Origin of the sequence: Kribbella sandramycini, from assembly GCF_013131805.1 — a bacterium.
Lineage (GTDB): Bacteria > Actinomycetota > Actinomycetes > Propionibacteriales > Kribbellaceae > Kribbella > Kribbella sandramycini.
Window position 1 is genome coordinate 231,023 of record NZ_JABJRC010000002.1, and the last position, 26,016, is coordinate 257,038.

Below are 26,016 nucleotides of genomic sequence, written 5' to 3' on the forward strand. Positions count from 1 at the left end.
TTCGACTGACCGTCCCACGCGGTCATCGGGGGCCACGGACGCCGCGCGTCCATGGGCCGTGGCAGGTCTTCGGACTCGCGGGCACGTCTCGGCCGAGACATCTACTGGCCATCGCTTCCCGGGCTCGCGCCCAGTGCTTGATGACGGCGTTCGTTCCCACTCACCGCTGCGGGGCAGCTCCGGATTCGCACCGGATTCCCTCTTACGACGACCCATCTGGCGGACAGGCCGAACCACTGGCCCGACCAGCCTATGCGGCCGCGCAGTGATCTGCGCCATGTCTGTCGATCCTCGACATAGTTGGACGTCCTACTATATTTTTGCGGCACCCCCAGGCGATCGACCGGCACGCCACCGCGTACCCGGGCGGTCCGTCCTGCCCGCTTGCGAAAGGTGTCGGCCATGACCATTGAGCTCCACCATTTCCTCGACGGCAAACCGGTCCCGGGTACCTCCGGACGGTTCGCCGACGTCTTCGATCCCAGCACCGGCGCGGTCCAGGCCCGGGTACCGCTCGCCACGGCGGACGAGGTCGCGGACGCCGTCCGCTCGGCCGCCGCCGCGCAGCAGGAGTGGGCCGCCTGGAACCCGCAGCGCCGCGCCCGCGTGCTGATGCGCTTCCTCGATCTGGTGCGTGCCGAGGAGGACAGCCTGGCCCGGCTGTTGTCGTCCGAGCACGGTAAGACGGTCGTCGACGCGAAAGGCGACATCCAGCGCGGCCTGGAGGTCGTGGAGTTCGCGATCGGCATTCCGCACCTGCTCAAGGGCGAGTTCAGCGACAGCGCCGGCACCGGGATCGACGTCTACTCGATGCGGCAGCCGCTCGGCGTCGTGGCCGGCATCACCCCGTTCAACTTCCCCGCGATGATCCCGCTCTGGAAGGCCGCGCCGGCGATTGCCTGCGGCAACGCCTTCGTGCTGAAGCCCTCCGAACGCGACCCGTCGGTTCCGCTGCGGCTGGCCGAGCTGTTCGTCGAGGCCGGCCTGCCGCCGGGTGTCTTTTCGGTCGTGAACGGCGACAAGGTCGCGGTGGACGCATTGCTGACCGACCCGCTCGTCGAAGCGGTCGGGTTCGTCGGCTCGTCCGATATCGCCCAGTACGTCTACTCGACCGCGGCCGCGCACGGTAAGCGGGCGCAGTGTTTCGGCGGCGCCAAGAACCACCTGATCGTGATGCCGGACGCCGACCTCGATCAGGTCGTCGACGCGCTGATCGGCGCCGGTTACGGCTCGGCGGGGGAGCGCTGTATGGCGATCTCGGTCGCCGTCCCGGTAGGCGAGGCGACCGCCGATGCGCTGGTCGCGAAGCTGGCCGAGCGGGTCCGGTCGTTGAAGGTCGGCGCGGCGCTGGACGAGTCGGCCGACTTCGGTCCGCTCGTGACGGCCGCCGCCGTCGATCGCGTCCTGGAGTATGTCGAGGCCGGTGTCGCCGAGGGCGCGGAGCTGGTGGTGGACGGGCGCGGGCTGACGGTGCCCGGGCACGAGAACGGCTTCTTCCTCGGGGGCTTCCTGTTCGATCACGTGCGGCCGGAGATGCGGATCTACCAGGAGGAGATCTTCGGTCCGGTGCTGTCGATCGTGCGTGCGGCGGATTACGCCGAGGCGCTGCGGCTGCCGAGTGAGCACGAGTACGGCAACGGCGTCGCGATCTTCACCCGGGACGGGGACACCGCGCGCGACTTCACCGCGCGGGTCAACACCGGCATGGTCGGCGTCAACGTGCCGATCCCGGTGCCGATCGCCTACCACACGTTCGGCGGCTGGAAGCGGTCCGGTTTCGGCGACCTGAACCAGCACGGCCCGGACGCGGTGCGGTTCTACACCAAGACCAAGACGGTCACCTCGCGCTGGCCGTCGGGGATCAAGGAAGGCGCCAGCTTCGTCATCCCGACGATGAGCTGAGGCCGCGATGCGACTGACCGAGGAACAGCACGCGTTACGCGCGACCGCCGCGGATTTCGCGGCCGAGCACCTCGCGCCGCACGCGGTGCAATGGGACCGGGACAAGCACTTCCCGGTCGACGTCCTCCGAAAGGCCGCCGAGCTCGGGATGGGCGGGCTGTACCTGCCCGACGACGTCGGCGGCTCCGAGCTGGGCCGGCTGGACGGCGTCGTCGTCTTCGAGGCGCTGGCCACCGGCTGCCCGTCGATCGCGGCGTACATCTCGATCCACAACATGGTGGCCTCGATGATCGACCGGTTCGGCGACGTTGCCCAGCGCAACCGATATCTGCCGCGGATGGCGGCGATGGATGCCCTGGGCAGCTACTGCCTGACCGAGCCGGACGCCGGTTCGGACGCGGCCGCGCTGACCACCCGGGCGCGCCGCGACGGCGACGAGTATGTGCTGGACGGCGTCAAGCAGTTCATCTCCGGCGCTGGGACGTCGGAGGTGTACGTCGTCCTCGCGCGGACCGGAGACCAGGGCGCCCGCGGGATCTCGGCGTTCGTCGTCGAGCGGGACAACCCCGGGCTCGAGTTCGGGCCGAACGAGGTGAAGATGGGCTGGAACGCGCAGCCCACCCGGCAGATCGTCTTCGACGGCGCCCGTATCCCGGCGTCCGCGCTGCTCGGCGCGGAGGGCGACGGGTTCAAGGTCGCGATGTCGGCGCTGGACGGCGGCCGGCTGAACATCGCCGCCTGCTCGCTCGGCGGCGCGGAAGCCGCGCTGGGCAAGGCGATCCGGCATCTGAGTGAGCGGGCTGCGTTCGGGGCGCGCTTGTCCCAAGCGCAGGCGTTGCGGTTCCGGCTGGCCGATATGCGGACCGAGCTGGAGGCCGGGCGAACGTTGTTGTGGCGAGCGGCCGACGCGCTCGACCAGCGCGACGCAGGCGCGACGCAACTGGCCGCGATGGCCAAGCGGTTCTGCACCGATGCCGGTTTCGACGTCGCGAACCAGGCGCTGCAACTGCACGGCGGCTACGGCTACCTGGCCGAGTACGGCCTGGAGAAGATCGTTCGCGATCTGCGCGTGCACCAGATTCTCGAAGGTACCAACGAGATCATGCGGGTGATCATCGCCCGCGAGATGCTCCGGGAGGCATCGTGAACGACGTGCTGTTCGTGGTCCACAGCGGGATCGGCCGGATCACCCTGAACCGGCCGCGGGCGCTGAACGCGCTGACCCATGGCATGGTGATTGCCATCAGCAACCAGCTCGCCGCCTGGCGGGACGACCCGGCCGTCCGCGCGGTCGCGATCGACGGCGCCGGCGACCGCGGGCTCTGCGCGGGCGGCGACATCCGCTCCATCTACGAGGACGCGCGGGCCGGCGGTACGGCGTCGCTGGACTTCTGGGCCGACGAGTACCGGCTGAACGCGCTGATCGCGCGGTACCCCAAGCCGTACCTCGCGATCATGGACGGGCTGGTGATGGGCGGCGGCGTCGGCGTCTCCGCGCACGGCGGCCTGCGGGTCGTCACCGACCGGTCCCGGATCGCGATGCCGGAGGTCGGGATCGGGTTCGTGCCCGACGTCGGCGGGACCTACTTGTTGTCGCGGGCGCCGGGGCAGGTCGGCGTCCACGTCGCGCTGACGACCGCGCAGCTGTCCGGCGCGGACGCCGTCCACTGCGGGCTCGCGGATCACTACGTACCGGCCGATCGGCTCCCGGATCTGTTCGACGTGTTGAGCTCCCGGACGCCGCAGGCCGCGCTCGCGGCGGTCGAGGAGCCGGTGCCGAGCAGTGCGCTGGCGGATCAGCCGTGGATCGACGAGTGCTACGCCGCTGAAACGGTCGAGGAGATCCTGGAGCGCTTGCGCGACGGTGGTCCGGCGGCGATCGCGGCGGCCAAGGAGATCGAGACGAAGTCGCCGACCGCGCTCAAGGTCACCCTGCGCGCGCTGCGGAGCGCCGCGCGACTGCCCGATCTGGAGGCGGCGCTGGTCCAGGAGTTCCGGATCGCGCGGCACGCGTTGTCGTCCCCGGACCTGGTCGAAGGCGTGCGCGCTCAGATCATCGACAAGGACCGGTCGCCGCGCTGGTCGCCGCCGAGTCTGACCGAGGTGGACGACGCGACCGTGGCCGCGTACTTCGCCGGCGATCCGGCGTCCGATCTGAGCGGGGTGGTGGGATGACGATCGCCTTTCTCGGGCTCGGCAACATGGGCGGGCCGATGGCGGCCAACCTGGTCAAGGCCGGTGAACGGGTCGTCGGCTACGATCCCGTGCCCGCCGCCCGTGAAGTTGCTACTAGCAACGGAATTGTCGGCGCCGGGTCGATCGCCGCGGCGGTCACCGGCGCGGACGTCGTGATCACGATGCTGCCGAGTGGCGCGCACGTGCTCGAGTGCTACCGCGAGGTCGTCCCGGTCGTTGCGCCGGGCGCCTTGTTCCTGGACTGCTCGACGATCGACGTCGCCGACGCGCGGGATGCGGCGGCGCTGGCGGTCAAGGCCGGTCACCACGCGGTCGACGCGCCGGTGTCCGGTGGGGTCGTCGGCGCTGAAGCGGCGACGCTGACGTTCATGATCGGCGGTCCGGAGGCAGCCGTGCAGCGGGCCGAGCCGATCCTGCAGGCGATGGGTGCGCGGCTGGTGCCGTGCGGCGACTCCGGGGCCGGGCAGGCGGCGAAGATCTGCAACAACATGATCCTCGGGATCTCGATGATCGCGGTCAGCGAGGCGTTCGCGCTCGGCCAGAGCCTGGGGCTGTCCGACCAGGCGCTGTTCGATGTCGCGTCGACGGCGTCCGGTCAGTGCTGGGCGCTCACGACGAACTGCCCGGTGCCGGGCCCGGTGCCGACGAGCCCGGCCAACCGGGACTACGCCGGCGGGTTCGCCAGTGGGCTGATGCTCAAGGATCTGCGGTTGGCACAGTCCGCGGCCGACGCCGGCGACGTACCGGCCGCGCTCGGTCGCAAGGCCGCCGAGCTGTACGGAGTGTTCGTCCAGGAGGACGGGCCCGGCCGGGACTTCTCCGCCATCGTCACCAGCCTCCGAGGGGATCGCAATGACTGAGACCATCACCGTCACCCGGCCGGCCGGCCGGGTCGCGCTGATCACGCTCAACCGGCCGCAGGCTCTGAACGCGCTGAACCTGCAGACCATGCAGGAGCTGACCGAAGCCGCCGCCGTCCTCGATCGGGACGCCGGGGTCGGCGCGATCGTGATCACCGGTTCGGCCAAGGCCTTCGCGGCCGGCGCCGACATCAAGGAGATGGCGACGCAGAGCTTCAGCGACGTGTACGCCGCTGACTGGTTCGCCGGGTGGGACGCGCTGACCCGGGTGCGGAAGCCGTTGGTCGCGGCCGTGGCCGGGTATGCGCTCGGCGGCGGCTGTGAGCTGGCGATGATGTGCGACGTCCTGATCGCGGCCGGGACGGCGAAGTTCGGTCAGCCGGAGATCACACTCGGCGTCATCCCGGGGATGGGCGGTTCGCAGCGGCTGACCCGTGCGATCGGCAAGGCGAAGGCGATGGACCTGTGCCTGACCGGGCGGATGATCGACGCGGCCGAGGCCGAGCGGTCCGGCCTGGTCTCGCGAGTGGTCGAGGCCGACGTCCTGATCGAGGAGGCGGTGGGGGTGGCGGCGAAGATCGCGACCATGTCCGCGCCGGCCACGATGATGGTCAAGGAGGCCGTCAACCGGGCCTTCGAGACCGGGCTGGCCGAGGGGCTCCTGTTCGAGCGGCGCGTCTTCCATTCCACCTTCGCCACGTACGACCAGAAGGAGGGGATGGCCGCGTTCACGGACAAGCGGCCCGCCGGGTTCCGCCACGCCTGACCCGTAGGGTGGGAGCAGAACCCGGAGGAGGAGTCGTATGACCGCGTTGGGGAATCTGGATCTGCTGGACGGCTGGGAGATCCCGCGGGTCGGGCTGGGCGTATGGCAGACGCCCGACGGCCCGGACTGCGAGCGCGCGGTGGCCGCCGCGCTCGAGGCGGGCTACCGGCTGATCGACACCGCGCAGGACTACGGCAACGAGCTCAGCGTCGGGCGGGCGATCCGCGCGAGCGGGATCCCGCGCGAGGAGATCTTCGTGACGACGAAGTTCCGGCCGGACGGGCGGCAGCCGTTCACCGCGGCGCAGGAGAGCGTCGAGCGCCTCGGTCTGGACTACCTCGACCTCTATCTCGTGCACTGGCCCGAGGGCGGCCCGACCTGGGCCTGGCCCGAGCTGGAGCAGGCGGCCAAGGCTGGGCTGACCCGCAGTATCGGCGTCTCCAACTTCAGCGCGGACGAAATGGCCGAGCTGGCCAAGGTCGCCGAGATCCCGGCGGTGCTGAACCAGGTCTACTTCAGCCCGTTCGTCCACCGCCGGGGCCTGGCCGAGTTCTGCGAGAACGCCGGCGTCGTCCTGCAGGCCTACAGTCCCCTCGGCACCGGCGACCACCTGACCGACCCGGTCGTCCAGCGAATCGCCGCCGAGACCGGCCACACACCGGCCCAGGTGCTGATCCGCTGGGCCTACGACCGCGGCGTCTCGGTCATCCCCAAGTCCGCCAACCCAGCCCGCATCACCGAGAACTTCGCCATCGCCGACGTCCACCTGGACACCGCCGCCCTCGAAGCCCTGGACGCCCTCGACACCTCCGGCGGCACCTCGGCGGCGATGTACCCGAACGGCAAGTGGTGGTCCTGACTCCGTGAAGAGCGATGTACGACTGATCGTCCAAGGCGACGACTTCGGGATGTGTCATGCGGTGAACGCCGGCACGATCCAGGCGTACCGCGAGGGCATCTTGACTCAGACGTCGACGATGGCCGCTTGTCCGTGGTTCACGGAGGCGGCGGCGCTGGCGCGGCAGACGGGGATCCCGCTCGGCGTGCATCAGACGCTGACGTGTGAGTGGGACTACCTGCGCTGGCGGCCGCTGACGGGCGGCGCGACGCTGGTGGGTGCCGATGGGACGTTCTTCCGGACGGTTGCGGAGGCCGCGGCCTCGATGTCGGACGACGATGCCCTGCGGGAGTTGAGCGCGCAGGTGGCTCGGTTCGCGGCGGAGGGTCTGACGTTCGAGTATCTGGACGTGCATATGGGGCAGTCGGCTTCGGCGGCGGTGTACGAGGAGGTGGCGCGGGCGGCGGGGCGGCCGTTGGTGTTCGGGGCTTCGGAGTCGCGGCGGTTCGGCTCGATCGAGACGCTGAGTGATCGGGATGCGGAGGGGAAGAAGGACTGGCTGCTCGGGTACCTCGACGGACTGATGCCGGGTGTGCATCTGCTGATCACGCATTGTGCTGTTGCGGAACCTGAGCTGGGTGCGCTCACGGCGCCAGGGACGGAGACGTACCGATGGGCGGAGGAGTACCGGTTGTCCGACCAGGCGCTGGTGCTCGATCCGGAGATCCGGCAGGCGATCGCGGAGCGGGGGATCGCGCTGATGTCGGTCGGGGAGGCCTTCGGCTAGGTGATGTCGGGTGAGCGGGCGCATACTGGGATCAAATGGAGCCTTCACGTTCTACACGCCGCCACCTGTCCACCAGCCCGTTCAAGCCGCGGGTCGAAGCGCCGGTCAAGACGTTCGAGGCCGGAGACCGGGTCTCCCACGACAAGGAAGGCATCGGCCGGATCAGCACCGTCGAAGGGACCCACGCGGTGATCGTGGACTTCGGGAACGGCCGGCTGCTCCGCGTCATGGCGCCTTTCACCAAACTGCACGTGCTCTGATCAGTTCCTGAGACGCCTCTGGACGCCCGGTCACAGTCTTCTAACTTGGTCGACAACCGACTGAGGAGAAGACCGTGACCGAGTCTCCGGAGGCGTCGTACCGGCTGCGGTACGGAGCCGCGGCTCCGTTCGAGCCGCCCGCGCAGTGGACGGACGTGCTCGCCCAGCAGCTCGCGCACCGGTCGGTGCGCAGCTACCGGCCGGATCCGGTGCCCGACGAGACGCTGCACGCGCTGATCGCGGCCGCGCAGTCGGCGCCCACCTCGGGCAACCTCCAGTTGTGGAGCGTCGTCGCCGTCCGGGACGACCGGCGCCGGCGCCGACTCGCCGAGCTGGCGGGCGAGCAGGAGTTCATCGCGCAGGCTCCGCTCTTCCTGGTCTGGCTGGCCGACCTGGCCCGGGCCCGTGAGGTGACCGCCGGGGCCGGGTCCGAGACCGCCGAAGGCGCCGACTTCGTCGAGGCGGCTGTGCTGTCGTTCGTCGATGTCGCGCTGGCCGCGCAGAACGCCTCCCTGGCTGCCGAGTCGCTCGGCCTCGGCACCGTCTTCGTCGGCGCGATCCGGAACCGCCCGCTCGACGTCGCAGCCGAGCTCGGCCTGCCGCCCAACGTGTTCCCCGTCTTCGGCCTCGCCGTCGGATACCCCGACCGAATCGACGGAACCGCCGTCAAGCCGCGGCTGCCGCAAGACGCAGTGCTGCACCACGAGCAGTACTCGCTCGAACCGCAGCTCGCGCACCTGGCGGCGTACGAAGACGTCCTGAACGAGTTCTACGCCGCCGCCGGCCTGCCGCAGAGCTGGTCGCGGCGCGTCGCCCATCGCTTCGGCACCGTCGCCGGCCTCAAAGGCCGCGAGCACCTGCGCGCCGCCCTGCTCGACCGCGGCTTCCAGTTGCGCTGATCTCGCGTCCTGAGACCGAATAAAATAAGTCAACTGTTTTTGTAGACTTTTGGGGGTGGTCGTCGACGGGGCTCACCCTCGATGTCTCGGTCTCGTTCACCAGGCGAGACCGCGGGAGCCGGCTGGTGTGGCGGGGCGGAAACTGCCCACCGGCCGGCTCGCCACCTCACCGCCCGGTGCTTCCGTCGATGAGCTCGCGCAGGATGTCCGCGTGGCCGGCATGGCGACCGGTCTCTTCGATCAGGTGCGTGAGCGCCCAGCGCGCGGTCGGCGCCGACGGATACGGCAGCGGTACGCCGAGCTCCGGGCACCCGTCGAGGATGGCGTTCGCCTCCGCGACCGTCTGCCGGTAGCGCGCGACCACCACGTCGACCGAGTCGTCTGCTGCCGCGTGGAACGTCTTGGGCCAGCTGCGCACCTTGGCGCCGAGCAGGATCGCGCGCTCGACGTAAGTCAGGTGGTTGAGCAGACCGAGCAGGTTCGTCCCGGACGGGACGGCGGCTGTGCGGACGGCGGGCTCCGGAGCGCCGTCCACTTTCGCGGCGATCGACGCACGCAGGTAGTCGAGGAAGCCGCGGAGCGTCTCGGCCTCGCTGCCTCCGGTCCGGGGTGGCGGGGTGTCGCGGCGGCGTCGGGGCATCTTGGTCTCCTCAGGTCGGGGAGGCCAGTTTTGCCGCCGGTAACGCGGGACGGCGGAGATGTTGCCGGTTCGGCAACTCGGGGTTCGAGTGGCGGGGTGAGCGGATCTGCGGTGGGATCAGGGAGTTGCGGGACGTGTGGTCCCGGCGTTCGGAGGCACTGTGAGGCGCATCGCTCGGGTGGTCGTGGCTTTGGTCGCGGCTGCCCTTCTGTTCGGTCCGGCCGGTCGTGCGGAGGCGGCCGGGCAGCGGCCGCACTGCTCGGTGGTCTGGTTCGACCTCGGCAACACCTTGGTCGACACCTCGGTTCCGGGGCAGACGACGTACATGGAAGGCGCGCTGCGGCACCTGTGGCAGCTGCGCGCGGTCGGGGTGCCGATCGGCGTGATCACGAACGTGCCGCCGGAGTGGGGTGCGACGGACGCCGAGCGGGCCGCGGCGACCAAGGCCTTCGTGGACTCGACCTGGGCCGAGGAGCAGCCGTTCCCGTGGGAGTGGTTCGGCGACCGGTTCCTGACGCCGCGGACCAAGGCCGAGTCCAAGCCGGCGCTCGCGTTGTTCGAGCGCGGCCGGGACGCGGCGGCGCCGTGCCGGTCGTTCTACGAGGGTGAGACGCTCGCGGAGATCACGGCCGCCGAACAGGCCGGGCTGACCGGCTATCTGATCGGACAGCCGGATCGCCCGAAGTACTTGCCGATCTGGAAGGTGCTACTGCGGTAGCGCCGCTTCCATCCCGTCGAGGATCGCGCGGCAGTCGCGCTGCAGCGTCGGCGCGTCCACCGCGGTGAGCAGGAAGACGCCGAGCCAGTTACGGGAGCCGCCGGACGGATCGAACGCCGGTACCCGGGTGCCCGTGGGCAACATGAACACAGGCACCGGCTCGACCGTGCTGCCGGGCGAGAGCAGGGCGGTCCAGTCCACCTGCTCCGGATCCCAGACCGGTTGCGTCTGCCAGGGCTCACCCGCGGCATTGGCCGGGACGACGGCGACCGACGCCGCCGCGCGCTGCCCGTCGAGCAGCATCGCGGGCGGGTAGTCGACCTGCTCGCCGAGCTGTTCGCGGATCAGCATGCCGATCGGGTCCAGGCCGAAGGCGATCTCGACCTGGCGCGTGGTCAGCAGACCGCCGAAGCGGGCGCCGACCTCGATCACCACGAGCTCGCCGTCCGCGCGCAGTTTGAGTTCGGTGTGGGTGCCGCAGGTGTCCAGGCCGAGCGCGTCGACCGCACGCCGGGAGACCTCCTCGATCCGGCGCTGCAGCTCCTCGGGCAGGACGCACGGCGACGTACTGGCGACCTCGATGTACGGCGGGACCGTCGGCAGCTTGGCCGTGATCGCCAGCGGGTGGTACTTGCCTTTGGCAACGATGCCCTCGACGACTCAGGTAGTCGCCGTACCCGCCGTCGGGGTACCAGCCCTCGGTGGTTCCGTCGGCGATCTCCTCGACCAGCCGATCGCCGTCGGTGTTCGGCTCGTAGAGCTCGTTCATCCCGACCTGGCCGCCGCGCTCCAGCGCTTGCTCGATCTCGGCCCACGCGTCGGCCACCTGATCGGTCGACGTCAGCACGAGCTGGGCGACCGAGCCCGCGCCCCAGGCGGGCTTGAGCAGCAGCGGCGGGGTCATCGCGGCCAGCGCGCCGTGCAGGTCGGCGGCGGAGTCCACCCGGCGGAAGCGCGGGATCGGGACGCCCGCGGCCTGCCAGGCCTGCCGCATCAGCCGCTTGTCCCGCGCGGCCCGGATCCCCGGCCCGGCACCGGCCAGGCCGAGCCGGTCCGCCGCGTTCGCCACCGCGAGTACGGCGAACTCCGACAACGTGAACAGCGCATCCGCGCCGATCGCGCGCGCGTGCTCGATGATCGCCTCGACGACCGGCTCACCCGGCGTCAGCCCGCCGGGGTGCACGGTGATCGTCGTACAGCACGGCTCCCAGCTCTCCTTGCCGGCCGCAGGCAGCGGCGACAGCGCGAGCACGTGCAACTCGCCGCAGTCCGCGATCCGCGGGAACGCGGTCTCGAGCGGCGCGCCGCCCTTCACGTAGACGTACAGGATCTTCTTCACGCGAGGCTCTCCTTGGGGGCCGCGCGGTCGCGGCTTCGGCTGACGAGTACGGCGAGGGCGACCATCGACACCGTGACGGCGGCGGCCAGCAGGACCAGGAAGTCCGGCATCGCGCCCCGGGCGAGGAAACCGCCCATGACGAACACGACCAGCGCGCAGACGGCGCGATCGGCCAGCGACTCGATCGACAGCAACGTGGCGCGGCGGGCCGGTTCGGTGATGGCTTGGTTGACGAGTTTGCGCTGCACCGGGAACGCCAGCCCGGACGCGAGCGAGAAGACCGCGAGACAGGCCATCGTGCCGACCAGCCCCAACGGGACGACGGACGCCAGTGCGATCGCCATCAGCACGGTGAGCGCCAGCACGACCCGGATCTGCCCGAACCGCGCCAGTACGGCGGACCGCGCGGCTCCGGCCACCTCGAACACGGTCGTGGCAGCCATCAGTACACCGAACCAGTGCAGCGGCAGCTCCTTGGACTCCAGGATCGGCTGGAACAGGTTGGCCTGGCCGATCCGCACCAGCGTGAACACCGCGATGCCTTGTGCCATCAGCAGCATCAGCCGCTTCGACTTGACCAGTGAGCGCAGCGCGCCCGCGAGCGCGGGCAGCACCGGGTCGACCGTGCCGTCGTGCTCGGCTTTTGGCAGTGCCGGGAAGCCGAACGCGATGACGGTCGCGATCCCACAGGTGACTGCGGACAACACGTACGGCGATGGCTCCCACCACGCGGTCAGGAAGCCGGCCGCAGGCAGACAGGCGATCCGGCCGATCAGGGTCCAGGCTCGTGCGGAGCCCTCAGCGCCTTGATACGCGTCCACATTGCCGGTGCGGTGCAGGTACTCGTACAGGTAGGCGCTGCCGGCGCCGGAGAACAGTGAGTGCGCCAGCGCGATCAGCAGGAACTGCACGAGGAACCCGGTGAACGTCGGCTGCCAGACCGGGATCACGTTCGCGACCACGAGGATCAGCGCGCCGCCCTGCAGGCAGCGGCGGTAGTCGAACCGGTCGGCGATCATGCCGGTCGGGATGTCGACCAGGCAGAAGGCCAGATAGAAGATGCTCTGGATGGTGAAGATCTCGCGATCCGACAGCCCGGCCGAGCGCTGGACGACGTAGAAGACCGGCAGCCACCACAGCAGCCCGGCGAACAGCTGGAACGCGTTGTAGCGACGAATCACCCGCGTCGCTTCGGGACTCCGCGCGCTCACGCGGCGAGCTGGTACGGACGGCACTGCAGCAGCACGATGCGGTCGCCGTCGACGAGCCACTCGACGTCGACCGGCGAGTCGACGAAACCGTCGGCGCCGGCGAAATGGGCCTGCAGCAACCGGCCGACCAGAGCCAGCCGGCCGAGCGTCGCCTTCGCCTGATCGTCGACGTCCACGGGCTCGGCGCCCAGCGCGACCGTGCGGCTGCCGCCTTCCATCGTGTTGTAGAGGTGCTGCAGCGGGTCGCGGTTGCCCGAGACGACGTCGTCGACCGAGTTCCGGGCCAGGTTCAGCAGGACGGAACGGAAGTCGCCGCGGTCGAGCGGGTTCGTGGTCACCATGACGCCGCCGAGCGCGCCGTCCAGCTGCTGCTGGATGACGACGCCCATGAAGCAGTCGGACAGGCCGATCCCGGCTTCGTCACGGAGCAGGACGCCGCGGGTCGTGACGAGTGAGGCCCAGACGCGCTGGATCGAGTCGATGACATCCTCGATCGACTCGACCTCGGGGACCGACTCGTAGATCCCGGCCGCCGAGAAGCCGATCAGGTCCTCGGCATTCGACGACGAGCGGACGACGACCCGGCCGGCGCCGGTGAGGTGCCGCAGGACGGCGTCCTCGATCAGCGTGCGCAGGTCGGCGGGCAGCGGGGTGTCGCGGATCAGACCGCCCAGCTCCGCGCACAGCGCGTCGACCTCGCCGCCGAGGGCGAGCGCCATCTTCAGCTTGCCGATGGTCTGCTGGATCGCCGGTGACGATTCGAGGAACTGCTGCTGCAAGGCGAACGGCAAAGCGATCCCGCGCGGGACGACGACCTGCTCGCGGACCATCCGCAACGCGGCCTGGGACAGCTCGGCGACGTCCGTGCCGTCGACCTCCAGGTGCCGGGCCAGGTATTCGAGCAGATGCGGCCGCGGCGGGCGCGGCGCCTCGTAGAACCCGAGCCAGTACGGCGATCCGTCGCGCAGGACGGCGGTCAGCTCACCCAGGTTGGCCGCCTTGGTGCCGAACCGGTGCGCGTCGGTCGCGCGGAGCTGATCGAGCGGCAGGATCTGCGCGGCGGCCAGGTCGGGCTTGCCGATGTCGACCTGGGTGACCGCCCACGGCGGGCCGTCGTCCACGGACTCCGGCCGGGTGATCGGGGCCAGGCTCAGCCCGGCCGGGTCGACGGTGAGCTCGATCCAGGCGCCGTCCAGGTCGGCGTACGTCGTCAGCGCGTCCTGCTGGATGGCATTCGGGATGCCCCAGCCGGCGGCCAGGACGTTGGTGTGCGACAGGGGAGTGGTGTGCCGGGCGTTGACCAGGCCGGACAGCCGCGGGATGTCGTCGGGCATCCGCTCCATCACCAGGACGTCGTGCCAGCGCACCGGGTCGGTCGTCGCGCGGTAGTCCGCCTCCGACGCGAACAGCCGTAGCCGGCCGGTGGTAGTACCGGGGTTGAGCGGTACGTACGGCGCCGTCGAGTACAGCTCGTGCGCGAGGATGCGCGGGATGCCGTCGGCCGGAAACCCTTCCTGCAAATGGTTCGCGGGTTTCAGCAGCACGGGGATGCTGTCGTCGACGAGGGTCCGGACCGTGCGGTAGAAGGTGTGCAGCAGCTCCGCGCTCATCGTGTCGACCTCGACGGTCTCGAGCGAGAGGAACCGGCCGCCGTACTCCGCGCGGTCGTGCAGCGCGAGCGTCCCGAGCAGGAAGCGCCGGACGGCGGCCCGGTAGACGGATTCGTTGAACGCGTCGAGATTGCGGGCCAGCTCGGCCCGCGTCATCCCGAGCACGCGTTCGGCGACGTACTGGACGTGCAGCAGGCGATCGGCGCCGTCGATCAGGTGAACCGTCGCGGTCTCCAGATCGAGGACAAGTTTGACGTACGGGTACCCGGCGACGGTCGTCGCGAGACCCGAGAAGTCGGTCAGAGTCAGTCGGTCACCCGGCAAGGCGGGAACCACAGCGGCCAGGACAAGAGGGGCGGTAGGCACGAGGGTTCAGCCTAAGGGAAAACCTGCGACGTACGGTAGTTTTCGTGACGCTGTGTGAGCGCAATCACCAGGCGCCGAGCGGATGCGAATGATCCGCCGGTCGTGTTGACTGCTCCCTACGATTCGACGACTGGGGGCGGCGATGGAGTTCGGAGTTCTCGGGCCCCTCGACGTGCGGGTGGACGGGACCGCCCGCACGGTGACCAAGGCGCAAGCGCGGCTGCTGGCCGTGCTGCTCTGCCGGCCGAACCAGTGGTTGCGGGCCGATCAGCTGGCCGATCTGCTGTGGGGTGACGCCGACAGCAACCCGGCCCGCCTGCAGGTGCTGGTGTTCCGGTTGCGCAAGTCGCTCGGGGAGAGCGAGCGGATCGAGCATCACGACGGCAACTACCGGATCGTCATCGACGCCGGCGAGCTCGACGTCGACCGCTTCCTGGACCATCGCCGGGCCGGTGTCGCGGCGCTCGGCCGCGATGAGCTGGATGCCGCCGTCCAGCGGCTGCGGGCGGCGCTCGAGGTCTGGCGGGGTGATGCGTTCACCGGGCTCGACGACTCGGCGCTGGTCGCGGCCGAGGTGATCCGGTTGCGGGGTGAGTGGATCACCGCCGCGGAGGCGCTCTACGAGGCGGAGATCCGGCGCGGGACGGTGGCCGGCGCGATCGACGAGCTGTCGGAGCTCGCCGCCGCGCACCCGCTGCGCGAGAGCCTGACCGCGTTGTTGCTCCGCGGCCTGCATCAATGCGGACGGCGGGCCGAGGCGCTCACCCGGTATCAGGAGGCGCGGGCGCATCTGATCGAGGAGCTCGGGCTCGAACCAGGTCAGGAGTTGCGGGCCGCGCAGGCGATCATCCTCGCCTCGGAGACCGAGCCGGCCACTGTCGAGACGGTCCGCCCGCAGCAGCTGCCGCCGGACCCGGCAGACGTCGCGGGGCGTACGGCTGAGCTCGATCAGGTGATCGGGCTGGTCGAGGCGCACGGCTCGGCGGCCGCGCCGTTGGTGATCGCGATCGACGGTCCGGCCGGGATCGGCAAGACGACGTTCGCGCTGCACGTCGCGCATCGAGTGCGTCAGCACTATCAGGACGGCCAGATCTTCCTCGACCTGCGCGGCTACTCGTCGGGGGAGCCGATCGATTCGGCCACCGCTTTGCAGATCGTGCTGCGGGCGCTCGGCGTCCCGCCGAAGCGGATCCCGGCGGAGGCCGGCGAACGCTCGGCGATGCTCCGGTCGACGCTGGCGGGGCAGCGGATGCTGATCGTGCTCGACAACGCGCGCGGCGCCGAAGAGATCCGGCCGCTGATACCCGCGGCCGACTGTCTGCTGCTGGTGACGAGCCGCAATCAGCTGCGTGGGTTGGCCGTGCACGATCGCGCGCACCGGATCACACTTCGACCGTTGGAGCCGGAGGCGGCGGGTGGTGTCCTGACCGGCGCGGTCGGTCGCAGCCGGGCCGCCGACGATCCGGATGCCGTGGCGCGGCTGGCCGAGTTGTGCGGCCGGATCCCGCTCGCGCTGCGGATCGCGGGGGAGCGCGCGTCCCGCTTCCCCGGCGAGCTGGCGACGCTGGCGGCCGAGCTGTCGGACGAACACCAGCGACTCGATCACCTGGGCGATGCCGACGACCCGGCGGCCGATCTGCGCGCGGCGTTCTCCTGGTCATATCGCACGCTCGCGGCGGAGGACGCCCGGACGTTCCGGCTGCTCGGTCTGCATCCCTCGGGCACGATCGGGCTGCCGGCGGCGGCAGTCGTGACTGCTGGAGCACCGCGCGCGGTTCGGCGTTCGCTCGACCGGCTCGTCGCCCATCACCTCCTCGAGGAGCCGTTGCCGGGCCGCTTCAAATTGCACGATCTGCTTCGTCTGTACGCCGCGGAGCTGGCCACTGAGGAGGGCAGCTCCGCGGAGGTCGGCGCGACGACGCTCGCGTTGCTGGACTGGTACCTCGCGACGGCCGGGCAGGCCGTGGCCGTCATCCGGCCCCGGGGGTCGGCGACGCCGATCGTGGTCGCGCCCGGCCCGGAGGTGGTGCCGTTGCAGTTCGCCGATCCGGCGCAGGCGCTGGACTGGTTCGACACCGAGCAGCGGGTGCTGGTCGATCTGGTGCAACGGGCCTACACCCAGGGGTTCGACCAGCATGCGTGGCAGCTGGCCTGGGCGATGAACGCGTACTTCTCGATCCGGCTGCATCTCGACGACTGGCGAACGGTCGCCATGACCGGGCGGCGCGCCGCGGAGCGCACCGGCGATGAGCGGGCCCTGATGTTCGGCTCGCTGATCGAGGGCGTGATGTACGTGGACTCCTCGCGGATCGAGGAGGGCCGGCAGTGCTACCTGGCCGCGCTGGAGATCGCGCTCCGGATCGGGGACAGCTCCCGGCAGGCGTCGATCCTGTCCAACCTCGGCCTGGTCGCGGCGGGCGCCGGAGACTTCCGCGGCGCGGTCGAGTTGCACGAGAAGGCGCTGGCCGCCGAGGCCGCCGCCCCGGAGGCCGACAACGCGATCTTCACCACCGCGCTCAACCTGAGTGCCGCACACGGTGCCCTGGGCAACTTTCCGGAGGCGATCCGGTACGGCGAGCTGGCCGTCGAGCACTTCCGCCGGTACCGGAACGCGCCGATGGAGCCGCTGGCGCTGTCGAATATCGGCGAGGCCTACCTCTGCCTGGGCGAGCACGAGCGCGCCCTGAGCTACTGCCGGCAGGCGATCGAGCTGTTCGAATCCCTCGATTCCAAACAGGGAATGGCGAACGCGCTGACCGTCTTCGGCCGCGCCTCCTACGCGATCGGTGACCGGAGCGCGGCCGGCGAAGCCTGGCGAAAGGCACGGCAGCTGCTCCACGACCTCGGCTACCCAGGCGTCGCCGAACTCGACAAGCTACTCACGAAACTAACCTAGCTGCGGCGGACCAGGCCGGACTCCCAGGCCCAGACGGCGACCTCTGTTCGGTTCCGGGCGATGATCTTGCGCTGGATGGAGGTCAGGTGTGACTTCACGGTGGACAGCGAGATCATCAGCTCCTTGGTGATCTCGGCGTTGGTGCGGCCGCGGGCGACGGCGCGGACCACCTCGAGTTCGCGGTCGGTGAGTGCGGGTTGGGCCCGCCGGACCTTTCCGTCCGGTTTCGCGAACTCGGCCAGCAGCCGCGTGGTGATGGACGGCGAGACCAGGGACTCGCCGTTCGCCGCGGCGTGGACGGCCTCGACGAGCAGCCGCGGCCCGGCGTCCTTGAGCAGGAAACCGCAGGCGCCTGAGCGGAGCGCCTCGTGGACGAGCTCGTCGAGGTCGAAGGTCGTCACGACCAGCACCCGCAGCGGGTCGCGAACCTCCGGACCGGCCAGCGCCCGGGTCGCCTCGAGCCCGTCGACGAGCGGCATCCGGATATCCATCAACGTCACATCAGGCCGCAACTGCCGCGCGAGGTCGATCGCCGCGCGCCCGTCGGGAGCCTCACCGACCACCTCGATATCGGGCTCCCGCTCCAGGATCAGCCGAAACCCCGTCCGCACCATCGCCTGGTCATCCGCAAGCAGCACCCGCAAAGTCATACCCCTCCCTCCGCCCACGGCACCTCAGCAAGCACCCGCCACCCGCGTTCACCTTCCGCGCCGGCGATCGGCCGGGCGGCCGGGGCGTGGGTGGTGTGGTTGTTGGCGAGCAGCACCCGCAGTGTCATGACTCCTCCTCGGGCAGTGGGAGCTCGGCGAGTACTTGCCAGCCGCGGTCGCCGTCCTCGCCTGCGACCAGCCGGCCGCCCAACGCGTCGATCCGCTCCCGCATACCGATCAGGCCGTAGCCATCGGCCGTTCTCCGGCCGCGGGTGGGACGGACGCCGTCGTTGTGGATCGCGACGCGGAGGTAGCCGTCGGCCGCGGTCAGGTCGACGGCGATGCGCCGGGCATCGGGTGCGTGCCGGCGAACGTTGGTCAGCGACTCCAGGAGGACGCGGTGCACGGTCGAGACCGTGACCGCCGCGACCGGCAGCTCGGCGAGCCCGGGCGCCATCCGCACGGTCACCAGCTCATTGCCCTCGACAACTGTCTCGACCGCTTCGGCGAGCCCGCCGGCGGTCGGCGCCGCCTGCTCGGGGCTGCGCAGCACGGTGACGAGACTGCGGACGGCGGCCAGCGCCTCGGCCCCGGCCTTCTCGATCTCGCCGAGCATCTCCTGGTCGCCGCCGACGACCTGCGCCGCTTGCGCCCGGACGACGACGCCGGTGATGTGATGGGCGACGAGATCGTGCAGCTCGCGCGCGAGGGCGAGCCGCTCGCGGTTGCGCGCCGCGGCGAGCGCCGCCTCCCGGCGGGCGACGCTGTCGCGCAGGATCAGCCCGATCGCGACCGCCGCGCCCCACAGCATCGCCCAGACGATCGCGATCGTGAGCGCCGGCTCCTGGTCGCCGTACCGGAGTTTGGGCGCGGCCGTCACGGCCAGCCCGCCGAGAACGGCCAGCGCGGCGGCCGGGCGGGGGAGGAGCCGATGGCAACAGGCCCCGACGAGCAGGAACAGCGCGAGCGCCTCGGCGTCCCCGGCGAACGGCGCCTCCAGCTGGAGCAGGTAGCCGATCGCGCTGCAGACCAGAGAGACCGAGATCGCGGCGGCGGCGAGCTGGGCCAACCGCTCGGGGTAGCGGCGGCGGAGCAGGGCCAGCGCCGCGACGACGAAACCCGACGCGAAGTAGAGCGCCTCGCCGGGCTGCGGCGCCTCCAGGATGATCCGCCGGACCAGCTCCTCGCCGGTCAGACCGGCGAGGAGCACGATCTCGAGGATCAGGAGACCCCGATGGGTGGCACGGTTCACTGCGGCGCCGCCGCTGCCGAGCAGGCGTAGTCGTGCGCCGGGCGCTCACCGGTGGTCAGGAAGGTCGTCACCGGGTAGTTCGCGCACTGATTGCGGCCGAACAGGTAGGTGCCGTGGCCGCCCTGATCGGCGGTGACCATGACGGCCCGGTCCCCGAACGCCTTCCGCAGGGCTTTGGCGCCGGCCAGCGGAGTGGCCGGATCACGATCGTTCTGCACCATCAGCACATTCGACGGGCCCTCATCGGTGATGCGGACCGCAGGCTCGGTCGGATCGGCCCAGAAGGCGCACGGCTGAATGTTGGCCGCGGCCGCGCCGAACAACGGGTACCGAACTCTGTCCACTGCCACCTTCTGCTGATAGGCCCGCACGGTCGTCGGCCAGCGGGAGTCGTTGCAGATCATGGCATAACGGCCGGAGACCAGGTTGTCTGCGCCGTCAGCCTTCGCGACCGCGGCCGTCCCTTCGATCGGCGGCAGCGGCTGATCCGTGTCGACCGCTTTCCACAGCTGGGCAAGCGGCGCCAGCTGGGTAGGCCCGTAGGAGTAGGCGAACAGCAGCAGCCGGAAGATCGTGCCGTCGAGCTCGCCGACCGGCTTCTTGTCCAGCTTCGCGGCGAGCTCGAAGTACTTCGCCTTGATCTGCCCCGGCGTCCGGCCCAGACCGTACTCGCGGTGGTTGGCGGCGGCGTACGCCGCGAAATCCGGGAAGCGGTCCTCGACGCCCTGCCCCCACAGCCGCTCGCTCGGGTAGTCCCACCCGCCGGCGCCGAGATTGCTGTCCAGGACGACGCGGTCGCTGCGCTCGGGGAAGAGCGTGGTGAAGAGCGCGCCCAGATGGGTGCCCCACGAGGCGCCGAGGTACGACGCCTTCGGCTCGCCCAGCGCCGCGCGGATCCGATCCAGGTCGCGGGCGGTGTTCGCGGTCGAGATATGCCGCATGACGCCGGCCGTCGGGGACGCGGCGCATTGCGCGGCGATCTGCTGCACCTCACCGGCGCGCTTGGTGACGTCGGCCGCCGAGCGAGCGTACGGCGGGATGTTGCCGTATCGCTGTTGTTCGGCGGTCAGCTCGCAGCTCACCGGCGTACTGCGCCCGATCCCGCGCGGGTCGAACCCGATCACGTCGTACGCGTCCCGCACGCTCTGCGGGAGTTTGGCCGCGACCAGCGTCGCCGGGTAGCCGAGGCCGGAGCTGGGCCCGCCGGGATTGGTCAGCAGGATGCCGCGGCGCTGCTCGGGTTTCGTGCTCGGCAGCCGGGAGATCGCGATCTCGATCGTCCGGCCGCCGGGGGTGCGGTAGTCGAGCGGGACGTCGATCGTCGCGCACTGCAGGCCGGGTGGGACGGGCACGCCCGGCGAGACATCCGCCGGGCACGCGCCCCAGTCGAGATTGTCCTTGCGGGGCGGCGGTTCCGCCTGTGACGTACCGGGAATTGTTGCCGTGGCCAACGTGGCGAGGGCGATCCCCAAGGACAAGGTTTTCCGCATCTGACTTTCCTTCGGACGAGGTCGATGTGGTCAACACCCACTCTTCCTATCGGCTCGTCCGCACACATCACACGCGCGGCTGGTTCAGTACCGGCCGAAAGTACGACGTGCCGGCGTCCGCGGTCCGGCGTTGCGCGGCGGCGGCCAGCGCGATCATCACGGCCGGGATCAGCAGGTCGTACAGCAGCACGCCGCCGGTGTTGCCAGGCGCATGGTTGCCGCGGAAGAAGAACTGGAACAGGTGGCCGAGATCGGCGCCCCAGAGGAACATCCCCGCGCCCAGGCCGATGGTCATCCGCTCCCGGGCCGACGCCTTCGCCGACGCCGCGCGGAAGGCGAGGACAGCCAGGCACAGGTTGGCGCAGCCGATCTCGAACTCGAACGGCGTCTGCCGGAAGCCGATCGCCTCCGACATCACGCCGGGCACGGTGAAGAACGAGATCGTCATCCACAGGCTGCCGCCGCCGAGGGCCGCGCCGGCCCACCAGCGCTGCCAGATCTCCAGCTTCTCCGCGGGAGCGGTCACGTGCCGGGTCCGGATCAGCGCGCCGGCCACCGCCAGCACGAGCCAGATCATCGGGACCGAGGTTTCTGCGAGATAGGTCGTTGTGTTCATGACCTAAATCTTGCATGGTTAATATTAACTAGTCAAGAATGAGGTAGGCTCACCCCCATGGATGACGGGTTGCCGGATTTGCTGCACCGCGTGGTGTTCCTGCTGGGGGAGGCGTCGCGCCGGGCGACGGACGATCCGGGCGGTCTGACCTACAGCCAGATGCGGCTGCTGGGCACGCTGGAGGAGATCCAGCCGGTCACGCAGCACCGGCTCGCGCAGGCGCTGTCGGTCTCCGACCCGGCGATCAGCCGGGCGCTGAAACCGCTGGAGGCGGCCGGGCTGGTCCAGGTCCGTACTGACCCCGATCACGGCCGCCGTCGTCTGGTCGCGCTCACCGAGGCCGGGCGGAGCGCCTTCCACGACACCGGCCGCCCGCTGTACGACCGGCTCCGGGCCGCGCTCGTCGAGGCCGGCTTCCCGTACGAGCGCTACCTCGAGGACACCGCCCGGCTGGCCGACATCCTCAGCCCGAAACCCTAGGGCGCCCGAAGTCCTGCAGGACGAACGGCGGAATCCGCTCGGCGATCCCGTGCAGCACGGGCAGTACGGCGAGAGTGCCTGGGACGGTCCAGGGCGCCGGCGCCGCGATGACGATCAGCGGGCCGAAGATCCGGAACCGCAGGCCGGGGTTGGCGAGCAGGAACTCCATCATCCGCGGATGCAGCACGGCCGACGAGTAGCGCTGGTCCGCGCTGTACACGTCGAACGCGCGGTTGAACGCCTCGCTCTCGCTCTCGAACCGCGCAAGCGGCAGCTCGAACTGTCCCCGCTCCCCGACGACCAGATCGGGCAGCAGGACCGGAAGCTCGACCGCGACCACGTGATTCACGACCTTGGTCGGGAGCTTCCCGCCGCTGGAGTAGGTGTACTCCGCCATCCGGATGGGCCGGCCCTCGTGCTGCCCGACGAGCATCCGGCGCAACCGGCCGCTGTGCCGGAGCGAAGCGGCCGCGGCCGACCCGAGCATCGCATCGGTGTCGACGCCACGCTGCCACCCGTACCGCTCGGCACCGGCCTGATCCCGCTTCAGCTGCGCCTTGTCCTTGTCCACGAGCGGCCCGACGACATGGATCAACAGCCACCCGAACAGCCACAACCAGCCGATCATCAGCGCCAGCCCGGCCTGGATCCCCATCACCGCGTTGAACACATCAGCCAGCACACCCGAAACCTAGCCGATCACCCGTCCACAATTCCGGTCCAGTCGCCCGACCCGCCGCCCGTACCCTCCCCGAATGGACCTACTCGCCTGTGGTCACGCCGCCCTCGAAGGCCGCTTCCGATCCTGTCTGCACCTGACCGTCGAGAACGATCTGGACGCCGCCCGCCGGTACACCGGGCGCGGTGGCGAGTACGAGGTCGTCTGCACCGACTGCTTCGAGCTGGCGGATCCGTGGTCCCAGCTTGCGACCATCTGCGAGGGCTGCGCCGAGCGAGTCGACGAGGAGGCGGTCTGGACGATCGTCGGCCAGCCGGAGGTGCTGCATCGGGACCGTCCGATCGGCGGGCACCTGTCCGCGGAGCCGGCGTACCTGGCCGTGGCGAACGACCGCTGTCTGGCGCCGCACGGCGACGGCTGGCTGGTCTTCACCGGCACCTACCTGATGACTCTGGACGGAAAGTCGCACCGGCTGAAGCTGCCCAAAGAGGACAAGAACACCGGTCATCCCCAGACGGAAGGCCCGGCGCTGCATGTCTCTGCGGACGGCCGGTTCGCGGCGGTGGCCTGGGATCACGGCCGGTACGGCCGGGTCGTCGACCTCACGACCGGCCGGGTCACGGTCGGCCTGGACCGCGGCGACGAGCGCACCTTCGCATCGGCCTTTCCGTGTGCGTTCCTTCCGGACGGCACGCTGGTCGCCGGAACGGCGTGGAATCGGCTCGACCTGTTCGACCCGGCGACCGGCGCGCTGCTGACTCCGCGCGTCGTGGAGCAGTCCGACCGTCGCTACCACTGGCATGGCCGCCTCCACGTGAGCCCGACCGGCGAGTGGATCGTGGACGACGGTATGAACTTCGGCTGGCAGGGGGAACCGAAGGTCCATGATGTGCCGGCTTGGCGCGGCGGCGACGTCTACAGCACCGAGCACTCCCGATGGCTCTGCACCCGGCCCGATGTCTACGGTCTGCCGATCGCCTGGGTCGACGACACGACGGTCGCCATCCAGGGGGTCGGTGACAACGACGAGGCGATTGTGGACGGCGTTCAGTTGTACGACGTTCGTAGTCGCGAGCGGATCGCGACGATCTTCGGGCCGAAGGGGCGGATGTGGGGAAATGACGGCGGGCTGGCTGTTGACGGGGAGGAGGGGCTGGAGTTGTGGGATGTTGGGGAGGGGGCGCGGGTCGGGGTTGTGCCGGGGTTTCATCCGATGGCCTACAACGCCCGGACCAGGACGTTCGCGGCGCTCAGGGACTGGACGCTGCGGACGTACCGCCTACCGTGACGTGACGTCGGTGAGGGCGGCGGTGGCCTCGGCGAGGCGTTGCCACTCGCCTACCTGCTCCAGGCCGCGGACTGCTGTGCGGTAGGCCGAGGCTGCTTCGCGGAGGCGGCCCAGGCCGGCCAGGGCGCGGCCTAGCTCGTAGTGGGCGACGGCCGTGCCCCATTGGTCGTCGTGGGCTTGGAAGACGGCCAGGGCGCGGTTGCTGCGCAGGACGGCCTCCTCGTGCTGGCCCTGGTTGTTGCGTAGGGCACTGAAGCGGTACTCGGCCATGGCCACGCCTCGTTCGTCGCCGAGGTCGGAGCGCATCTTCAGGGCGAGTTTGAGGCAGGCTGCGGCCTCGGTGTGCCGCCCGAGCAACTGGAGGGCGTGGGATCGGCGTCCGATCGCCGCTGCTTCGCCCAGCCGGTCGCCGAGCACGCGGCACTGCTCGGCGTGATCTGCGTGCCTGGCCTCGGCTTCGGCGTACTGGCCGAGCCCTTCGTAGGCCAGGCCCATTCGGCCGAACAGCTCGGCCTCCTCGGCTGCGAGCGCAGCGGCGCGCGCATCGGCGAGGCCGAGCTGACAGGAGGCCAGGGCAGCCCGGTAGCGGTGCTGACCGAGCTGGCCGAGGCCGAGCATGCTGTAGGCGAAGGCGCGCGCAGCGAGGTCACCCAGGCGGTCAGCGACGACACGTGCGTGGTCGGCGACTTCTACCATGTCGGACCAGCGGCAGCGCAGATCGTAGTACCAGGGGATCAGTTGGGTGAGGTCGCCGAGCAGCTCGTCGTACTCGCCGTCGGTGCGCTCCCGCGTGCGGCGTACGGCGCCGAGCAGCGAACTGGCCTCGGCGTCGAGCCAGGCGACCGCTGCGGTGCGCCCACCGGGGAACTCGCCGGACTCCGGCGACAGCGCGGCCGCAGCGCGGCGGGAATGCTCGAAAAGCCAACTGAACAAGGCCCTCTCGGCCTTGTCGCGCTGAGCGTCGTCTTGTAGCAGCTCACATGCGTAGAGCTGCAGCAGGTCGTGCATGCGATAGCGGCCCGGAGTAGCGGCCAGACCGATCAGACTGGCACCGGCCAACACCTCCAGCGCAGCCTCGGCTGGCTCACCGAGCAGCGCGCTGGCGACCTGTACGTCGAAGTCGGCACCAGGCGCGAGCGCCAACCGCCGGAACAGGCGGCCCGCGATCGGTGGCACCTCGCGGTACGAGAGGGCGAAGGCGCTGCGGACGGCGAGGTCGCCGGCGGTCAGGCGGCCCAGCCGGTTCTGCTCGTCGCGCAGTAGCTCGGCGAGGTGCGCGATCGACCACTCCGGCCACGCAGCGAGCCGGTTACCGGCGATCCGGACAGCGAGAGGCAGACGCGCGCAGGCGGCCACCACCTCGGCAACCGACTCCGGCTCCGCCGCAGCGCGTTCGGAACCGACGATGTCGCTCAGCAAGGCCTGGGCGTCGTCCATCGTCAGCTCGGCGAGGCCGACGCGTCTGGCACCAGCCAACCCGGTCAGGCGTTGGCGGCTGGTGACGACAACCAGCACGGGGCCTGGGCCGGGGAGCAGCGCCCGGACCTGGGCCTCGTCTCGCGCGTTGTCGAGCACCAGAACACAGCGTCGGCCGGCCATCCGGGACCGGAACATCGCCGCCGCCTCATCGACTTCCGGTGGCAGGTGCGCATCCGGTACGCCGAGCGCCCGTAGGAGTCGCCGGAGCACCGCATCGGGCTCGGCTGTGCCCAGCTCAACGAAGAACTGCGCGTCGCGCAGCCCCAGTCGAAACGCCTGCTGTGCAGCGTGCACTGCCAGCGTCGTCTTGCCGGCACCAGGCTGGCCGGTCACTACGACTGTCACCGGGCCCTGCCCGGCCAGGCAGTCTGCAGCCGCGCCCATTACGGCTGCCAGCTCTGCGCTGCGGCCTTGGAAGTCAGCTGGCACCGCGGGCAGCTCAGCAATGGTGACTGCGGCCGCAGCGTCGGCTGCGGGCTCGGAGTGGTTGGTTGCGCGTTCGGCGAGCGCTGCGGCGCGGAGTGCGCGCAGCTCGCCGTCCGTGATGCCGAGCTGGTGTTCGTAGCGCTCGATCAGATCGGCGGGGGCGAGCCGCCGGCCCTTCTCGTAGTCGGACAGGCCGCCGTGGCCCTGCATGCCGAGGCGGGCGGCGAGCTGCCGGAGGGAGAGCCCGCGGGCCATGCGGTAGCGCAGCATCGCAGCGCCGAGCGCTGCCAGAGCTGAGCTGTCCATCGCCTCACCTCGCCCCCAGTGGACAGTCTCTGGACGGCATTCCGCCCACAAGATAACCGACG

Annotated in this window: 25 protein-coding genes and 1 riboswitch; of the genes, 13 read left to right on the plus strand and 12 right to left on the minus strand. The window is 70.4% G+C overall.

All coding sequences use genetic code 11. From position 1 onward, the window contains the following. Positions 1 to 43: 43 nt before the first annotated feature. Positions 44 to 253, minus strand: a riboswitch (cobalamin riboswitch). A gap of 149 nt (positions 254 to 402) precedes the next feature. From HPO96_RS08770 to HPO96_RS08810, 9 genes are all read left to right on the plus strand, one after another. Beyond that, the gene (locus tag HPO96_RS08770) at positions 403 to 1,902 is read left to right on the plus strand and encodes a CoA-acylating methylmalonate-semialdehyde dehydrogenase (protein ID WP_171672786.1); all 1,500 of its coding nucleotides are present in this window, start codon (positions 403 to 405) and stop codon (positions 1,900 to 1,902) included. 7 nt (positions 1,903 to 1,909) lie between these two features. Next, positions 1,910 to 3,049, plus strand: coding sequence for an acyl-CoA dehydrogenase family protein (locus tag HPO96_RS08775; RefSeq protein WP_171672788.1), 1,140 nt, complete (start codon positions 1,910 to 1,912; stop codon positions 3,047 to 3,049). Next, the gene (locus tag HPO96_RS08780; RefSeq protein WP_171672790.1) at positions 3,046 to 4,077 is read left to right on the plus strand and encodes a 3-hydroxyisobutyryl-CoA hydrolase; all 1,032 of its coding nucleotides are present in this window, start codon (positions 3,046 to 3,048) and stop codon (positions 4,075 to 4,077) included. Before HPO96_RS08775 ends, HPO96_RS08780 begins: the two co-directional genes overlap by 4 nt. Further along, positions 4,074 to 4,958: a 3-hydroxyisobutyrate dehydrogenase gene (gene mmsB / locus HPO96_RS08785; RefSeq protein ID WP_171672791.1), complete on the plus strand. Its 885-nt coding sequence runs from the start codon at positions 4,074 to 4,076 to the stop codon at positions 4,956 to 4,958. The genes HPO96_RS08780 and mmsB overlap by 4 nt, the downstream gene beginning before the upstream one ends. Further along, a complete protein-coding gene (locus tag HPO96_RS08790) occupies positions 4,951 to 5,724 on the plus strand; it encodes an enoyl-CoA hydratase (protein WP_171672793.1) in 774 nt (257 codons plus the stop codon). The genes mmsB and HPO96_RS08790 overlap by 8 nt, the downstream gene beginning before the upstream one ends. A 37-nt stretch (positions 5,725 to 5,761) precedes the next feature. Next, positions 5,762 to 6,583 (plus strand): aldo/keto reductase, encoded by an 822-nt coding sequence (locus HPO96_RS08795; protein WP_171672795.1) that lies wholly within the window; start codon positions 5,762 to 5,764, stop codon positions 6,581 to 6,583. A gap of 4 nt (positions 6,584 to 6,587) precedes the next feature. Then, positions 6,588 to 7,349 carry a ChbG/HpnK family deacetylase gene (locus HPO96_RS08800; RefSeq protein WP_171672797.1) on the plus strand — a complete coding sequence of 254 codons (762 nt, stop codon included), beginning with the start codon at positions 6,588 to 6,590 and terminating at the stop codon, positions 7,347 to 7,349. Positions 7,350 to 7,384: 35 nt separating this feature from the next. Then, positions 7,385 to 7,609 carry a hypothetical protein gene (locus HPO96_RS08805; protein WP_171672798.1) on the plus strand — a complete coding sequence of 75 codons (225 nt, stop codon included), beginning with the start codon at positions 7,385 to 7,387 and terminating at the stop codon, positions 7,607 to 7,609. 74 nt (positions 7,610 to 7,683) lie between these two features. Further along, positions 7,684 to 8,508, plus strand: coding sequence for a nitroreductase family protein (locus HPO96_RS08810; protein WP_202885764.1), 825 nt, complete (start codon positions 7,684 to 7,686; stop codon positions 8,506 to 8,508). Between the two features lie 166 nt (positions 8,509 to 8,674). On the opposite strand, the gene HPO96_RS08815 is transcribed toward HPO96_RS08810, so the two are convergent. Then, positions 8,675 to 9,148 carry a DinB family protein gene (locus tag HPO96_RS08815; RefSeq protein ID WP_171672800.1) on the minus strand — a complete coding sequence of 158 codons (474 nt, stop codon included), beginning with the start codon at positions 9,146 to 9,148 and terminating at the stop codon, positions 8,675 to 8,677. A gap of 160 nt (positions 9,149 to 9,308) precedes the next feature. On the opposite strand from HPO96_RS08815, the gene HPO96_RS08820 reads away from it, so the two are divergent. Beyond that, the gene (locus HPO96_RS08820) at positions 9,309 to 9,866 is read left to right on the plus strand and encodes an HAD family hydrolase (RefSeq protein WP_171672802.1); all 558 of its coding nucleotides are present in this window, start codon (positions 9,309 to 9,311) and stop codon (positions 9,864 to 9,866) included. Here the strand turns inward: HPO96_RS08820 and HPO96_RS38050 are convergent. Genes HPO96_RS38050 through HPO96_RS39555 form a run of 4 tightly spaced genes read right to left on the minus strand, consistent with a single transcriptional unit; the run spans position 9,855 to position 14,392 of the window. Next, entirely contained in the window at positions 9,855 to 10,169 is a 315-nt protein-coding gene (locus HPO96_RS38050) for a hypothetical protein (protein ID WP_238354945.1), read from the minus strand. The two genes, HPO96_RS08820 and HPO96_RS38050, sit on opposite strands and share 12 nt — an antisense overlap. Beyond that, positions 10,105 to 11,205, minus strand: coding sequence for an ATP-grasp domain-containing protein (locus HPO96_RS39985; RefSeq protein WP_238354946.1), 1,101 nt, complete (start codon positions 11,203 to 11,205; stop codon positions 10,105 to 10,107). The genes HPO96_RS38050 and HPO96_RS39985 overlap by 65 nt, the downstream gene beginning before the upstream one ends. Further along, the gene (locus tag HPO96_RS08830) at positions 11,202 to 12,416 is read right to left on the minus strand and encodes an MFS transporter (RefSeq protein ID WP_171672803.1); all 1,215 of its coding nucleotides are present in this window, start codon (positions 12,414 to 12,416) and stop codon (positions 11,202 to 11,204) included. The genes HPO96_RS39985 and HPO96_RS08830 overlap by 4 nt, the downstream gene beginning before the upstream one ends. Then, on the minus strand, positions 12,413 to 14,392 hold the full coding sequence (locus tag HPO96_RS39555) for a PEP/pyruvate-binding domain-containing protein (protein ID WP_171672805.1): 1,980 nt from the start codon (positions 14,390 to 14,392) through the stop codon (positions 12,413 to 12,415). The genes HPO96_RS08830 and HPO96_RS39555 overlap by 4 nt, the downstream gene beginning before the upstream one ends. Before the next feature lie 142 nt (positions 14,393 to 14,534). Here HPO96_RS39555 and HPO96_RS08840 point away from each other — a divergent pair, with 142 nt between their 5' ends. Beyond that, complete coding sequence (locus tag HPO96_RS08840) at positions 14,535 to 17,288, plus strand: AfsR/SARP family transcriptional regulator (protein ID WP_171672807.1); 2,754 nt, start codon at positions 14,535 to 14,537, stop codon at positions 17,286 to 17,288. Here the strand turns inward: HPO96_RS08840 and HPO96_RS08845 are convergent. The 5 genes from HPO96_RS08845 to HPO96_RS08860 form a co-directional block, all read right to left on the minus strand. After that, positions 17,285 to 17,938 (minus strand): response regulator, encoded by a 654-nt coding sequence (locus HPO96_RS08845; protein ID WP_171672809.1) that lies wholly within the window; start codon positions 17,936 to 17,938, stop codon positions 17,285 to 17,287. The two genes, HPO96_RS08840 and HPO96_RS08845, sit on opposite strands and share 4 nt — an antisense overlap. Continuing rightward, positions 17,935 to 18,066 carry a hypothetical protein gene (locus HPO96_RS38985; protein ID WP_272954573.1) on the minus strand — a complete coding sequence of 44 codons (132 nt, stop codon included), beginning with the start codon at positions 18,064 to 18,066 and terminating at the stop codon, positions 17,935 to 17,937. Before HPO96_RS38985 ends, HPO96_RS08845 begins: the two co-directional genes overlap by 4 nt. Next, the gene (locus HPO96_RS08850) at positions 18,063 to 19,190 is read right to left on the minus strand and encodes a histidine kinase (RefSeq protein WP_171672810.1); all 1,128 of its coding nucleotides are present in this window, start codon (positions 19,188 to 19,190) and stop codon (positions 18,063 to 18,065) included. Before HPO96_RS08850 ends, HPO96_RS38985 begins: the two co-directional genes overlap by 4 nt. Beyond that, positions 19,187 to 20,680: an alpha/beta hydrolase gene (locus HPO96_RS08855; protein ID WP_171672812.1), complete on the minus strand. Its 1,494-nt coding sequence runs from the start codon at positions 20,678 to 20,680 to the stop codon at positions 19,187 to 19,189. The genes HPO96_RS08850 and HPO96_RS08855 overlap by 4 nt, the downstream gene beginning before the upstream one ends. 67 nt (positions 20,681 to 20,747) lie before the next feature. Next, entirely contained in the window at positions 20,748 to 21,296 is a 549-nt protein-coding gene (locus HPO96_RS08860) for a DUF6790 family protein (RefSeq protein ID WP_171672814.1), read from the minus strand. A 57-nt stretch (positions 21,297 to 21,353) separates the two neighbouring features. Here HPO96_RS08860 and HPO96_RS08865 point away from each other — a divergent pair, with 57 nt between their 5' ends. Then, positions 21,354 to 21,776 carry a MarR family winged helix-turn-helix transcriptional regulator gene (locus HPO96_RS08865; RefSeq protein ID WP_171672815.1) on the plus strand — a complete coding sequence of 141 codons (423 nt, stop codon included), beginning with the start codon at positions 21,354 to 21,356 and terminating at the stop codon, positions 21,774 to 21,776. Here the strand turns inward: HPO96_RS08865 and HPO96_RS08870 are convergent. Then, on the minus strand, positions 21,760 to 22,458 hold the full coding sequence (locus HPO96_RS08870; protein WP_337796558.1) for a DUF3137 domain-containing protein: 699 nt from the start codon (positions 22,456 to 22,458) through the stop codon (positions 21,760 to 21,762). The genes HPO96_RS08865 and HPO96_RS08870 overlap by 17 nt on opposite strands. A gap of 73 nt (positions 22,459 to 22,531) precedes the next feature. Between HPO96_RS08870 and HPO96_RS08875 the strand changes: the two genes are divergently transcribed. Further along, positions 22,532 to 23,743, plus strand: coding sequence for a WD40 repeat domain-containing protein (locus HPO96_RS08875; protein ID WP_171672817.1), 1,212 nt, complete (start codon positions 22,532 to 22,534; stop codon positions 23,741 to 23,743). Here HPO96_RS08875 and HPO96_RS08880 read toward each other — a convergent pair. Then, positions 23,735 to 25,954, minus strand: coding sequence for an ATP-binding protein (locus tag HPO96_RS08880; protein ID WP_171672819.1), 2,220 nt, complete (start codon positions 25,952 to 25,954; stop codon positions 23,735 to 23,737). The two genes, HPO96_RS08875 and HPO96_RS08880, sit on opposite strands and share 9 nt — an antisense overlap. Positions 25,955 to 26,016: the final 62 nt, after the last annotated feature.

What these genes read in the sequence shown, in the direction of transcription:
- HPO96_RS08770 (WP_171672786.1), top strand. Translation starts at nt 403, where the DNA reads ATGACCATTGAGCTCCACCATTTCCTCGACGGCAAACCGGTCCCGGGT.
- HPO96_RS08775 (WP_171672788.1), top strand. Translation starts at nt 1,910, where the DNA reads ATGCGACTGACCGAGGAACAGCACGCGTTACGCGCGACCGCCGCGGAT.
- mmsB (WP_171672791.1), top strand. Translation starts at nt 4,074, where the DNA reads ATGACGATCGCCTTTCTCGGGCTCGGCAACATGGGCGGGCCGATGGCG.
- HPO96_RS08790 (WP_171672793.1), top strand. Translation starts at nt 4,951, where the DNA reads ATGACTGAGACCATCACCGTCACCCGGCCGGCCGGCCGGGTCGCGCTG.
- HPO96_RS08795 (WP_171672795.1), top strand. Translation starts at nt 5,762, where the DNA reads ATGACCGCGTTGGGGAATCTGGATCTGCTGGACGGCTGGGAGATCCCG.
- HPO96_RS08805 (WP_171672798.1), top strand. Translation starts at nt 7,385, where the DNA reads ATGGAGCCTTCACGTTCTACACGCCGCCACCTGTCCACCAGCCCGTTC.
- HPO96_RS08815 (WP_171672800.1), bottom strand. Translation starts at nt 9,148, where the DNA reads ATGCCCCGACGCCGCCGCGACACCCCGCCACCCCGGACCGGAGGCAGC.
- HPO96_RS38050 (WP_238354945.1), bottom strand. Translation starts at nt 10,169, where the DNA reads ATGCTGCTCGACGGGCAGCGCGCGGCGGCGTCGGTCGCCGTCGTCCCG.
- HPO96_RS08840 (WP_171672807.1), top strand. Translation starts at nt 14,535, where the DNA reads ATGGAGTTCGGAGTTCTCGGGCCCCTCGACGTGCGGGTGGACGGGACC.
- HPO96_RS08845 (WP_171672809.1), bottom strand. Translation starts at nt 17,938, where the DNA reads ATGACTTTGCGGGTGCTGCTTGCGGATGACCAGGCGATGGTGCGGACG.
- HPO96_RS38985 (WP_272954573.1), bottom strand. Translation starts at nt 18,066, where the DNA reads ATGACACTGCGGGTGCTGCTCGCCAACAACCACACCACCCACGCCCCG.
- HPO96_RS08855 (WP_171672812.1), bottom strand. Translation starts at nt 20,680, where the DNA reads ATGCGGAAAACCTTGTCCTTGGGGATCGCCCTCGCCACGTTGGCCACG.
- HPO96_RS08860 (WP_171672814.1), bottom strand. Translation starts at nt 21,296, where the DNA reads ATGAACACAACGACCTATCTCGCAGAAACCTCGGTCCCGATGATCTGG.
- HPO96_RS08865 (WP_171672815.1), top strand. Translation starts at nt 21,354, where the DNA reads ATGGATGACGGGTTGCCGGATTTGCTGCACCGCGTGGTGTTCCTGCTG.
- HPO96_RS08875 (WP_171672817.1), top strand. Translation starts at nt 22,532, where the DNA reads ATGGACCTACTCGCCTGTGGTCACGCCGCCCTCGAAGGCCGCTTCCGA.
- HPO96_RS08880 (WP_171672819.1), bottom strand. Translation starts at nt 25,954, where the DNA reads ATGGACAGCTCAGCTCTGGCAGCGCTCGGCGCTGCGATGCTGCGCTAC.